10 protein-coding genes are annotated in these 13,037 nt (G+C 57.0%); 8 read left to right on the top strand and 2 right to left on the bottom strand.

From position 1 onward, the window contains the following. Positions 1-10: 10 nt before the first annotated feature. The 7 genes from mtrA (at position 11) to Q5H31_RS00480 (ending at position 9,226) form a co-directional block, all read left to right on the top strand. On the top strand, positions 11-733 hold the full coding sequence (mtrA, locus tag Q5H31_RS00510) for an MtrAB system response regulator MtrA (protein WP_007053219.1): 723 nt from the start codon (positions 11-13) through the stop codon (positions 731-733). Then, complete coding sequence (mtrB, locus tag Q5H31_RS00505) at positions 730-2,427, top strand: MtrAB system histidine kinase MtrB (protein ID WP_302457370.1); 1,698 nt, start codon at positions 730-732, stop codon at positions 2,425-2,427. Before mtrA ends, mtrB begins: the two co-directional genes overlap by 4 nt. Beyond that, the gene (locus Q5H31_RS00500) at positions 2,424-4,154 is read left to right on the top strand and encodes an LpqB family beta-propeller domain-containing protein (protein ID WP_302457369.1); all 1,731 of its coding nucleotides are present in this window, start codon (positions 2,424-2,426) and stop codon (positions 4,152-4,154) included. Before mtrB ends, Q5H31_RS00500 begins: the two co-directional genes overlap by 4 nt. Positions 4,155-4,469: 315 nt before the next feature. Beyond that, positions 4,470-5,453, top strand: a complete 984-nt coding sequence (locus Q5H31_RS00495; protein WP_007053222.1) for an ABC transporter substrate-binding protein — start codon at positions 4,470-4,472, stop codon at positions 5,451-5,453. A gap of 140 nt (positions 5,454-5,593) precedes the next feature. Continuing rightward, entirely contained in the window at positions 5,594-7,135 is a 1,542-nt protein-coding gene (locus Q5H31_RS00490) for a sugar ABC transporter ATP-binding protein (protein ID WP_060662284.1), read from the top strand. A gap of 1 nt (position 7,136) precedes the next feature. Then, positions 7,137-8,207, top strand: a complete 1,071-nt coding sequence (locus Q5H31_RS00485; RefSeq protein WP_007053224.1) for an ABC transporter permease — start codon at positions 7,137-7,139, stop codon at positions 8,205-8,207. Then, complete coding sequence (locus Q5H31_RS00480) at positions 8,204-9,226, top strand: ABC transporter permease (protein ID WP_007053225.1); 1,023 nt, start codon at positions 8,204-8,206, stop codon at positions 9,224-9,226. Before Q5H31_RS00485 ends, Q5H31_RS00480 begins: the two co-directional genes overlap by 4 nt. Positions 9,227-9,451: 225 nt before the next feature. On the opposite strand, the gene Q5H31_RS00475 is transcribed toward Q5H31_RS00480, so the two are convergent. After that, a complete protein-coding gene (locus tag Q5H31_RS00475) occupies positions 9,452-10,909 on the bottom strand; it encodes an MFS transporter (protein ID WP_007053998.1) in 1,458 nt (485 codons plus the stop codon). Positions 10,910-11,207: 298 nt separating this feature from the next. Between Q5H31_RS00475 and Q5H31_RS00470 the strand changes: the two genes are divergently transcribed. Continuing rightward, entirely contained in the window at positions 11,208-12,194 is a 987-nt protein-coding gene (locus Q5H31_RS00470; RefSeq protein ID WP_007053228.1) for a D-2-hydroxyacid dehydrogenase, read from the top strand. A 124-nt stretch (positions 12,195-12,318) separates the two neighbouring features. Here Q5H31_RS00470 and Q5H31_RS00465 read toward each other — a convergent pair whose 3' ends face one another. Beyond that, complete coding sequence (locus Q5H31_RS00465; protein ID WP_007053229.1) at positions 12,319-12,738, bottom strand: hypothetical protein; 420 nt, start codon at positions 12,736-12,738, stop codon at positions 12,319-12,321. Between the last annotated feature and the right edge of the window lie 299 nt (positions 12,739-13,037).

Here is a 13,037-nt window from a genome sequence, read left to right as displayed (position 1 = left end):
GACAAACACCATGGCGACCATCTTCATCGTGGACGACGATCAGGCCATCGGCGAAATGCTTAGTCTTGTTTTGGAAAACGAGGGATTCCAGACCGTGACCTGCCTGGACGGGCTGAGGGCTGTGGAAATGTTCCCCATCGTCAAGCCCGATTTGATTCTGCTTGACGTTATGCTCCCCGGGCTGGACGGCACGGGGGTGGCCCGCCGCATCAGAGCTACCTCTAATGTGCCGATTATCATGCTCACCGCCAAATCAGACACACTTGACGTCGTGGCCGGCTTGGAAGCCGGGGCCGACGACTACGTGCCCAAGCCCTTCAAAGTGGCCGAATTGCTGGCGCGTATCCATGCACGCTTCCGCATCGCCAAGCCGGCCGCCGAAGACGGTGCCACCGGTGGCGCAAGCGGTGGCAATGCAAACGTCAACCATCTGGAACGCGGATCCATCGTCATCGACCGTTTGGAACACACCGCCACCAAGGATGGCAAGGACCTGAATCTTACTCCGATGGAATTCGAGCTGCTGTTCATGCTTGCGGCCGCCGCCGGCGAGGCCATCAGTCGTTCCAGCCTGCTCAAGAATGTCTGGGGATACGAGAATTCCGGCGATACGCGCCTGGTCAATGTGCATGTTCAACGCCTTAGGGCCAAAGTGGAGGACGACCCCGAGAACCCGCAAATCGTGCAGACCGTACGTGGCATCGGCTACAAGTTCGTCACTCCTGAACAATGAACCTGCGCCCTCGATTCAGCCTCAAACGCTTGCTGCGCCACGGACGCGCTGAAGTTCGTCGCTCGCTGCAGGCCCGCACCGTGGCCCTCACCGTGATTCTTACACTGGCCGTGGCCATCGTCTTCTCTGGCGTATCGATGGTATCAGTGCGCGCCTCGCTGCTTACCCAAATCACTTCGCAGTCGCGTGCCGACTATTCAAACATGGTGCAGCAGGCCCAAACCAGTCTGGACGCGGCCGATGTCTCCGCCACAGTGCAGATCCAGCAGCTGGTCAATGACTTGGCGTCCTCGTTGCAATCCGAGGGGCCCTCCAGCCTGATAGGTGTGTATTTGTGGAGTCGTGATACCAACTCGCGTGCCATCATCCCCGTATCCACCGAACCCAGCTATCAAAGTCTGATTTCTGATGACATCCGTTCGTCCGTGGCCTCCGACTTGGATGACAGCGTGTTCTATCAGCCGGTCGAAATTCCCGGTGATTCCGGCATGTCGGGCAGCGGGACGCCCGCAGCGGTGCTCGGCACCGTATTGGACTTTGGCGTGGCCGGCAACCTCGAATTCTTCGCCATTTATTCGTACACGTTCCAGCAGCAGTCCTTGACGCAGATTCAGCTCAGTCTGGTGGTCATCTGTGCGTTGCTGTCCATCGTGGTGGGCGTAGTAATCTGGCTGGTGATTCGTGGCATCGTGCGCCCGATTGAACGAGTGGCAGCGGCCTCGGAAACACTGGCCTCCGGCAATCTCGATATGCGCGTTACCGTGAATCGTAAGGATGAGCTTGGTGTGCTGCAGCAATCCTTCAATACGATGGCTGATGCGCTCAACCAGAAGATTGATGAGCTGGAGGAAGCAAGCGTTTTCCAGAAACGATTTGTGTCCGACGTCAGTCATGAATTGCGCACCCCGGTGACCACCATGCGTATGGCTTCCGACCTGCTCGAAATGAAAAAAGACGGCTTCGACCCCTCCACCAAGCGTACGGTCGAACTGTTGGCCGGCCAGATCAGTCGATTCCAAGACATGCTCGCCGATCTGTTGGAAATCTCCCGCTACGATGCCGGTTATGCGGCACTTGACCTTGTGGAAACCGATTTATGCGAACCAATTGAAACGGCAGTGGACCAAGTTGCCGGCATCGCCCAAGCCAAACGGGTGCCGATTCACACGTATCTGCCCAATGTGCAGGTTTTGACTCGTATCGATTCGCGTCGAGTGATTCGCATCGTCAGAAATCTGTTGGCCAATGCCGTCGATTTCGCTGAGGACCGGCCGATCGAAGTGCGTGTCGCGGCCAACCGCAAAGCCGTGGCCATCAGCGTTCGCGACTATGGCGTTGGTATCGACGAAGACAAAGTCGCTCATGTATTCGATCGATTCTGGAGAAGCGACCCTTCACGTTCGCGCGTTACCGGCGGCACCGGATTGGGCTTGGCCATCGCCATGACTGATGCCTTGCTGCACCACGGTACTATCCGTGTACGTTCGGCAGTGGGGGAGGGCACCTGGTTCTTGGTATTGCTGCCGCGTGACCCCGACCAAGGTGAGGTGGCGGACGCTGAACTGCCGGTGAATTTTGCTTCTGAAACGCCCGATGACCTGCGTATTACCGGTGGGTTTGGTGTGGCCACCAGCCAAGTCACACATGATTATCATGAGGTTCGCCGCGACACGATGATGGGGAGGCCGCTATGAGACGAGTGACCAGAACGATTGCCGCCGCAGGCGCGGCCATAGTCTGTTGCGTCACGATGACGGCATGCTCAAGTCCGTTCGGTTTGCCGATTAGCGGCTCGGTGCAGACTCTGGCACCGGTGGAACAGCAGACCCAGCGTGTTTACACCAATCCTCAGGGACCTGCGGACGATGCGCAGCCGGAAACCATCGTCAAAGGGTTCTATGATGCCATGCCTGCCGGCGTACAGTCCGATGGCTACCGTGTGGCCCGTGAGTTTCTGACCGGTTCGGCGTCGGCCGGATGGAATGGCGATTCCTCGGCACTGGTCTACAGCGGTACGCCTGATTTCCGCCGACGCGCCAACACCATAAGCGCGCCACAAGGTGCGGAAAGCTCACTGATTGTGGAAGTGGAACTTCAGGTGGTGGGTTCCTTGGATTCGCATGGCGTATACACGCCGTCAAACAGCACCCAAACGCGCAGGCTTCCCTATACGCTGATGAAGAAAAGCGGCCAATGGCGCATCTCGTCATTGGAAAGCGGCGTGGTGATTTCCACCGCAGATTTTGAACAGGTGTTCCGCCAAGTATCCGTGTATCAGGTGAGTACTTCCGGCAAGCAACTTATCCCGGATATTCGTTGGTTGAGCTGGCGCAACTGGCGCACCCAGGCAGTCGGTGAAGTGCTCTCGGATGCACCCTCCTGGTTGGAAGGAGTGCTGCGAGGCGCCGGCTTGTCTACCATCAAACTCGCGGTCGACAGCGTGCCGGTGAAGAACAATGTGGTGGAGATACACCTTAACAGCGGTATCAATGCGTTGAATGAGGAAGAACGAGGCCTGCTGGTACATCGCATCCGTCTGACTATGGGCGACGGCAATGCCGAATACGCGCTGAAGATTACCGGCGACGGAGTGGACTATTCTGATGCCGACGCAAATGTGAAACTTACTACCGAGCAGCCGACAGCGGGCGTATACACGTTGACCGGTGGTCATATCGTTTCCCTGGCCAGCTCCAGTCCGTTGCGTGTAGGGGAGGCCCCCGGATATGACGATGCTCGGGGCTTCGTTTTTTCCTCATCCGGCGGTGCGGTGTTGCGTGCGGACGGTGTCGTCGAATGCCTGAAATCTGATGGTGCGTCCTGTGGGGTGATGTTCTCCGGCGAGTCGATGCGATCGATTACCGAAGGTCTGGATGGCGAAGTATGGGCTGTATCCGAGAACGGGCGCGAATTGCATGTGTCAGATGGGGGTAAGGAAACCGATCTGAAGCTTGATTGGCTTGGCGCTGCCGACAGCATTGTGGCATTGGCGGTTTCTCCGGAAGGGTGCCGATTGGCGTTGGCAGTCGAGGGCGAGGACACGAACGGCGTGATGATGACCGGTGTGGCGCGCAACGGTGATAAAACACTGAGCGGTCTGAGCAAAGCGGCCACCCAAGTGAGTGTGCTCAGACACGTCACCATGCTCACGTTCTACAACGATCTGAATCTGGTGTACGCCACCACACCTCCTGAGGGAAACAGCGAACAACAAGAGGCATGGCGTCAAATGGCACCAGGCCCGGCCAATGCGCAGCGTCTGCCTAATGGAACCATAACGTCGATGGCATCGGGGCAGATTAGCCTGTCCCGTCGCCTGGCCATTGTGGACGATTTGGGTATTGTTCGCTCCGTTTCTGGCTCACTCGACGGTTCCTGGACCATCGCCGATAGCCAGGTCACTGCCCTCGGTGCGCAGTAGATGGTATAAGAAAAACAGTGTTCATAATAACCTTTCTTGTTGTATGAGGCAACGGCTTTGTCGCTCGGCTGGCGAGCGGCATTGCCGCTGCGCAACCAATCACTATTATTGGTCTGTTATCAAGGCAAAACAGTGTTGCGACGCCATTTTTGAACCACTGTTATTAATTTGTTATAAACCTGTTATCAAACTGTTATCGCATGCGATTGAACATTTGGCCTGTGAGCGTCATACTAGAGGCTGTCGATGACGAACAGTCACCAAACAGGATGAAAGATCATCCAAAAAATAAACACTGCTCGAGGAGGAGTATTTATGAAGAATTGGAAGAAGGCCATTGCCCTCGTTGCTTCTGCTGCTGCGCTTGTCAGCGTTGCCGCATGCGGTTCCAGCAACGCAGGTGGCAGCTCGGACTCCGGCAAGAAGACGGTTGGCTTCGTGGCTGTCGGTCCTGAGGGCGGCTTCCGTACCGCCAACGAGAAGGACATTCAGAAGGCATTCGAGGATGCCGGCTTTGACCTGACCTACTCTCCGACCCAGAACAACGATCAGCAGAAGCAGATTCAGGCGTTCAACAAGTTCGTTAACGACGAAGTCGACGCCATCATCCTGTCCTCCACCGAGGATTCCGGTTGGGATGACTCCCTGAAGAAGGCCGCTGAGGCTGAGATTCCGGTCTTCACCGTTGACCGTAACGTGGACGTCAAGGACGCCGAGGCCAAGAAGGCCATCGTTGCTCACATCGGACCGTCCAACGTCTGGTGCGGCGAGCAGGCTGCCGAGTTCGTGAACAAGAACTTCCCGGATGGCGCCAACGGCTTCATCCTCGAAGGCCCTGCCGGCCTGTCCGTGGTGAAGGATCGTGGCACTGGTTGGGGCAACAAGGTTGCCTCCAACGTCAAGGTTCTTGAGTCCCAGTCCGCTAACTGGTCCACTGATGAGGCCAAGACCGTGACCGCTGGTCTGCTCGACAAGTACAAGTCCGACAACCCGCAGTTCATCTTCGCTCAGAACGACGAGATGGGCCTCGGTGCCGCTCAGGCTGTTGACGCCGCCGGCCTCAAGGGCAAGGTCAAGATCATCACCATCGACGGTACCAAGAACGCTCTGCAGGCTCTTGTTGATGGCGACCTCTCCTACGTGATCGAGTACAACCCGATTTTCGGCAAGGAAACCGCTCAGGCCGTCAAGGACTACCTGGATGGCAAGACCGTTGAGAAGGACATCGAGATCGAGTCCAAGACCTTCGACGCCGCCTCCGCCAAGGAAGCTCTGGACAACAACACCCGCGCCTACTGATAAGTCTGCTGCGACTCATTGATAACTGAACCAAATAATTGATGTGATGGTGTGAGAAGGATGTTCCTTCCACACCATCACTCATGTGTGGCTCAAATATCACAAAACGATAACACTTCATTCTCGTTTAAGGCAAAGACATGACAGATAAAAACCCCATCGTCGTAATGAAAGGCATTACGATTGAATTCCCGGGCGTCAAGGCCTTGGATGGTGTTGATTTGACTCTCTACCCGGGCGAAGTTCACGCCCTGATGGGTGAGAACGGTGCAGGCAAGTCCACCATGATTAAGGCTCTGACCGGTGTGTACAAGATCAACGCCGGCTCCATTATGGTGGACGGCAAGCCTCAGCAGTTCAACGGCACCCTCGACGCACAAAACGCCGGTATCGCCACCGTGTATCAGGAAGTGAACCTGTGCACCAACCTTTCCGTCGGTGAGAACGTGATGCTGGGCCACGAAAAGCGCGGCCCCTTCGGCATCGACTGGAAGAAGACCCACGAGGCCGCCAAGAAGTATTTGGCACAGATGGGCCTCGAATCCATTGACCCGCACACTCCGCTGAGCTCCATCTCCATCGCTATGCAGCAGCTGGTCGCCATCGCCCGCGCTATGGTCATCAACGCCAAGGTGCTGATTCTCGATGAGCCGACCTCTTCGCTGGATGCCAACGAGGTCAAGGACCTGTTCGCGATCATGCGCAAGGTGCGTGACTCGGGCGTGGCCATCCTCTTCGTCTCCCACTTCCTCGATCAGATTTATGAGATCACCGATCGTCTGACCATTCTGCGTAACGGCCAGTTCATCAAGGAGGTCATGACCAAGGACACCCCGCGCGACGAACTCATCGGCATGATGATTGGTAAGTCCGCCGCCGAGCTGTCCCAGATTGGTGCCAAGAAGGCTCGCCGTGAAATCACCCCTGGCGAGAAGCCGATCGTCGATGTCAAGGGCCTCGGCAAGAAGGGCACCATCAACCCGGTTGATGTTGACATCTACAAGGGTGAGGTCGTTGGCTTCGCTGGCCTGCTGGGCTCCGGTCGTACCGAGCTTGGTCGACTCCTGTATGGTGCCGACAAGCCGGATTCGGGTACCTACACGCTCAACGGCAAGAAGGTCAACATCTCCGATCCGTACACGGCTTTGAAGAACAAGATCGCGTACTCCACCGAAAACCGTCGTGATGAGGGCATCATCGGCGACCTGACCGTCCGCCAGAACATCCTTATCGCCCTGCAGGCAACGCGCGGTATGTTCAAGCCGATTCCCAAGAAGGAAGCGGACGCCATCGTTGACAAGTACATGAAGGAACTCAACGTTCGTCCCGCCGACCCGGATCGCCCGGTCAAGAATCTCTCCGGCGGCAACCAGCAGAAGGTGCTCATTGGCCGTTGGCTGGCCACGCACCCCGAGCTGCTGATTCTGGACGAGCCGACCCGTGGTATCGATATCGGTGCCAAGGCTGAAATTCAGCAGGTCGTGCTTGACCTGGCTTCTCAGGGCATGGGCGTTGTCTTCATCTCCTCCGAGCTTGAAGAGGTCGTGCGTCTGTCCGACGACATCGAGGTTCTCAAGGACCGCCACAAGATCGCAGAAATCGAAAACGACGACACCGTCTCTCAGGCGACCATCGTCGAAACCATCGCTAACACCAACGTAAACACCGGAAAGGAGGCATGAGATGGCTGAAAAGGCAAAAGCCGAGGGCAACAACTTTGTCAAGAAGCTGCTGAGCAGTAACCTGACCTGGTCGATCGTCGCATTCATTCTTCTGGTCATCATCTGCACCATCTTCCAGCATGACTTCCTGGCTTTGAGCTGGAACAGCAACACCGGTGGTCTGGCCGGCCCGCTGATCACCATGCTCCAGGAATCTGCCCGATACCTGATGATTGCAACCGGTATGACCTTGGTTATCTCCACCGCCGGTATCGACCTTTCGGTCGGTTCCGTTATGGCAGTGGCAGGTGCCGCCGCCATGCAGACCCTGTCCAATGGCATGAACGTGTGGCTCTCCATCCTCATCGCCTTGGCTGTTGGTCTGGCCATTGGCTGCGTCAACGGCGCTCTGGTTTCCTTCCTGGGCCTACAGCCGTTCATCACCACCCTGATTATGATGCTCGCCGGCCGTGGTATGGCCAAGGTCATCACCTCCGGTGAGAACACCGACGCCTCCGCAGTTGCTGGCAACGAACCGCTGAAGTGGTTCGCCAACGGCTTTATTCTGGGCATTCCCGCCAACTTCGTCATCGCCGTTATCATTGTGATTCTCGTTGGCCTGCTGTGCCGCAAGACCGCTATGGGCATGATGATTGAGGCCGTGGGCATCAACCAGGAAGCCTCCCGTATGACCGGTATCAAGCCGAAGAAGATCCTCTTCCTCGTCTACGCGATTTCCGGCTTCCTCGCGGCCATCGCTGGTCTGTTCGCCACCGCATCCGTGATGCGTGTCGACGTGGTTAAGACCGGTCAGGACCTCGAAATGTACGCCATTCTGGCAGTCGTCATCGGCGGTACTTCACTGCTGGGTGGTAAGTTCTCCCTCGCCGGCTCTGCTGTCGGTGCTGTAATTATCGCCATGATCCGCAAGACCATCATCACCCTGGGCGTCAACGCCGAGGCAACTCCGGCCTTCTTCGCCGTCGTTGTGATTGTGATCTGCGTGATGCAGGCTCCGAAGATTCACAACCTGAGCGCGAATATGAAACGCAAGCGCGCGCTCAAGGCTCAAGCTAAGGCGGTGGCAGCATGACAACAGCTACGGCAAACAAAGTGAAGGCTCCCAAGAAGGGCTTCAAGCTCGATCGTCAGATGATCCCGACCCTCGCGGCCGTGGTGATCTTCATCCTGATGATCATCATGGGTCAGGCGTTGTTCGGCACCTACATTCGACTGGGCTTCATCTCCTCCCTGTTCATTGACCACGCCTACCTGATTATTCTGGCTGTGGCCATGACCCTGCCGATTCTGACCGGTGGTATCGATTTGTCTGTCGGTGCTATCGTGGCCATCACCGCAGTCGTCGGCCTGAAGCTGGCGAACGCCGGCGTGCCCGCCTTCCTGGTCATGATCATCATGCTGCTCATCGGCGCTGTGTTCGGCCTGCTGGCCGGCACCTTGATCGAGGAATTCAACATGCAGCCGTTCATCGCGACCCTGTCGACGATGTTCCTGGCCCGTGGTCTTGCCTCCATCATCTCCACCGACTCGCTGACCTTCCCGCAGGGCAATGACTTCTCGTTCATCTCCAACGTGATCAAGATCATCGACAATCCGAAGATCTCCAACGATCTGTCCTTCAACGTCGGCGTGATCATCGCACTGGTGGTTGTGGTCTTCGGCTACGTCTTCCTGCACCATACCCGCACCGGACGCACCATCTACGCCATCGGCGGCTCCCGTTCCTCCGCGGAACTCATGGGTCTGCCGGTCAAGCGCACGCAGTACATCATCTACTTGACCTCTGCGACTCTCGCCGCCCTGGCCTCGATCGTGTACACTGCAAACATCGGCTCTGCCAAGAACACTGTGGGTGTTGGCTGGGAGCTCGACGCCGTTGCCTCCGTGGTCATCGGCGGTACGATCATCACCGGTGGCTTCGGCTACGTGCTCGGCTCCGTGCTCGGCTCTCTGGTCCGCTCCATCCTCGATCCGCTCACCTCTGACTTCGGTGTGCCGGCCGAATGGACCACCATCGTTATCGGTCTCATGATCCTCGTCTTCGTTGTGCTTCAGCGCGCGGTGATGGCGGTCGGCGGAGATAAAAAATAGCGGGCTTGCCCGCTCGGTCTCCGCACCGAATACGACACACACCATAACTGAATAGGCGGGATCAGCCCGGCTGCTGTGATGGCAAGGTCACAGCAGCCGGCACTGCCCGCCAAAGCTTTCTTTCTCCTTTTCTTCCTTTCATTAGCGTGTGGGGCGTGACCCGGGGTTCTCCCGGGGCACGCCCCACACGTGTTTGGAAAGCTGGGACTCTATTGATGATCGGATTTATGCACGCTTACGTGCCGCGCGAATGCGGAACGCGGTGGCCAGACAGCACCAGCCAATCAGGCAGATAACCGTCATCGTTGCAAACGTCCATGTGCCGCCGACGGCAGTGGCGTGAGCAAACTCAGCGGTGCCTTCTTCTCCTGCGCCGGCCTGAGCCACGGAAAGAATCGTGGAGAACAGTGCGGTACCGGCAGCGCCGCCAAACTGAAGACACGTGTTGAAAATGGCGTTGCCGTCCGGCTTGAACTCGGGAGAGACCTCCGACAGGCCACTGGTCATCACATTCGCATTGCCGATGGAATAGAACAGACCGAAAATGAAATAGAATCCGGCGAGCAGCACGGGCGTAAGCTGCATCGAGAACACCAGCATAAGCACTGGGCCCAAAATAGCGATGCCGAGCGGAATCAGAATCGGCTTGACCGCGCCGAACTTATCGTAGAACCAGCCGCCAAGCGGGGCACAGACAGCGCCGACCAGTGCGCCGGGCAGCACCAGAGAGCCGGCCACAAATGCCGTGGTGCCGAGCGAGAGCTGTGCCACATTGGTGATGACATAGCCGTAGCCGATGGCGACCAATGGCAGCAGCAGATATGCGCAGGCGTGTAACAGTACGGCGGGATCCTTGAGAATGCCAAGGCGCAGCAGCGGGGAGAAGGCACGCTTGGAACTCATGGCGAACACGATCAACAAGGCGAGGCCCGCAATCAGACTGACAATGGCGATAATGCCGGAGCGTGTGGCTGACTTGCCGGACACCGCCGCACTGATGGCCACGCCACCTTGGTTGAGCGCCAGCACCAGACCGACCAGCGCGACAACAATGGACCCAAGCTGAATCGGGTCAAGATAGGCAGCCTCGGTCGGTGTCTTCTGCTCAATGCACTTCATGCCGATGCATGCTGCGATTAGCACCAGCGGAATGGCGATGACGAAAATCGCGCGCCACGGTAGCACTGTGGTCACCGCGCCGCCGACGGTCGGGCCGATGGCCGGAGCCACGGTAATGACCAGCGATCCTACGCCCATCAATCGGCCGATTTTCGAACGAGGAGACTGCTCCAGGATGATGTTGATCATCAACGGCGTGGCCACGCCTGAGCCAATGCCCTGAATAATGCGGGCGACAATCAGCAGCGGGAAGGCTTGGGCGACGATCATGATCAGCGAGCCAACGATGGCCAGAATCACAGCCGCAAGAAAAATGGTTTTCAGCGCGAATCGGCGCTTCAAAAACGAGCTGATGGGCATGGTAGCGGCCACCGCCAACAGATAAATCGTGGTAATCCATTGCACAGTGGCCGTGTCGACATGGAATTCGCGCATCAGTGCGGGGAAAAGCACGGTCATCACGGTTTCGGTCAGAATGCCAATGAAGGCAAGTGAGCCGACAGCCACAATCGCGCCGATAAGACGTGTGGGAATCTTCTCGTTATCAATATGCTGCTCAGGCATACATGCTCCTAAACGTTCGGTTGCAAGGTATGGAATGTAAGGTTTACCAACCGGCGTAGGTACCTGTGCGTGCGGATAAACCGGCAATCGTACTGCCTTGGCTGCACGCTATGGAATCACAAAACCACCTGTGAGTGTACGGTTCGGGGCGGACGCTACGGTCGATGCGCAATGGGTTGTCCCTTGGTTTGGTGGGGTTTGATGGGGCGGATTCGGCATTGGTCCGGTAGCAGTTCGGCATTGGTTCAGCATGAGGAAACCGCGATAATATCTGCCCTGCCGCCTAGTTTGGTGAACCATGGGTATTGAGAACACGCATAAGCTGATTGTCAACTGCCTGCCACTCAACGAAGGAGAACGGCGGGCTTTCGCCAAGGCGGCTCGCGATGTGCCGCAGGAATTCGTGGGCGACGAAGCGCACCGCGGCGACATGGTCTGGTCGGCCGCTGTTCCCGAGGAGCTTCGCTCCCGAGCTACCGCAGTCATCGGCAACTTTCCGGTCTCGCAGGCTTCCCAATACACCCGTCTTGAATGGTTGCAGACCTTCAGCGCCGGTGTGGATGCGTACATCTGCCCGGGTGTGCTGCCTCGCGGCACCATGGTCACCAATGCGAGCGGCGCGTATGGCCAAAGCGTGTCGGAACACATGTTCGCCACCATGTGGGCATTGATGAAGAACCTCAACCGGTATGCCTCCAATCAGCGTGATCATCAGTGGCAGGATGAAGGACCGGTATTGAGCCCGGAAGGTGGCATCGCGCTGATTATCGGCGTCGGTGACATCGGGTCGCATTTCGCTCAGCTTGCCCAATCCGTAGGTATGCGTACTTTCGGCGTGCGCCGTCATGCGGACGTGCCGGCCAAGGGCATTGAAAAGATGTATGGCTTCGAGCGGCTGGAGACGCTGTTGCCATTGGCAGACGTGGTGGCGATGGCGGTGCCGCGCTCGCCGCAGACCCATCATCTGCTGAATGCGGATCGTCTGGGTCGTCTGAAATCCACAGCCATCGTGATTAATGCCGGGCGTGGCGACGCCATCGATCCCGAGGCCTTGGCTGACGCCTTGCACAATGGACGGCTCCACGGTGCCGGATTGGACGTCACCGAGCCTGAGCCGTTGCCGGCGGAAAGTCCGTTGTGGGATGAGCCGCATTGCCTGATCACCCCGCATGTGGCCGGCGGCAATCATTTGGAAAAGACTTCCGAACACATCATCCGCATCGCCCTGACCAACGTTTCCCGCTATGCCAAACAGCAGGAACTGTTGAATCTCGTGCGATACTGATTCGCCTGTGTCGGGCGGCGGGCGGCCATCGCCTGACACTGAATACAGATAAGGGGCGTATAACACCGTTGTTATACGCCCCTTATCGGGCAATCCGAAAAAGATGGTTGATAGTCAGTACCAATCAGTACTGGTTCGCGCCGATACCCTCGAACTTCACGTTGAAGCCACGCTGGTAATGCAGGAACATGCTGGCGCCATAGCGGTCGACCGGACGGTGCGTGAACAGCATACGAATGGCGAATGCGGTCTGCACGTCCTTAGGCAGCGCCAGGAATGCTTGGTGGGCGTCCCAGTACGGGTCGTACACCACGGCGGCACCGGGCACGTAGGCGTAACCGTAGCCATCCTCGTTGACGTATCCCATGAACGGCAGATCCCAGGCGTTGTGTTTGGTGAGTTGTGCCTTGAAGTCCTCGACCTCGGCCAACGCCGCGTCGCTCAGGCCGAAGCTCTTGGCCACTTCATTGGCCTTGGTTGTTTTCGAATCCGGGTCCTTGCCGAACATATCCGGGTTGACGATGATGACTTTTCCCTCCGCCATAATGTGTTCCTTTCAGCATGGCGTTCCCCAAGCAAGCACCTAGGGAAGTACTGGCATTGTTCGATTCACATATGAATTGAACAACATGTTACCTTCTCTGTAGAAAAGGATTGTGCACTTTGTTGATGTGCTGGTTTCAAAGCCTAGCATGAAAAATGGCGGATATAAGCCGTTTTGCCGGTTATTAATCTATTGGTAATGTAATTGGGAAGTTATGGTAGTCTGTGATGTCTGATGTTCATATCTTGCAAAAGTGAACATGATAAATGTTTGTTTTGAGGGTGAAAGCAACAAAGAAA

The sequence above is a fragment of the uncultured Bifidobacterium sp. genome (genome assembly GCF_959020155.1).
In the GTDB taxonomy this organism is placed as follows: Bacteria; Actinomycetota; Actinomycetes; order Actinomycetales; family Bifidobacteriaceae; genus Bifidobacterium.
Note: the sequence above shows the minus strand (reverse complement) of the source record. Positions and strands in the feature narration are given on the sequence as shown.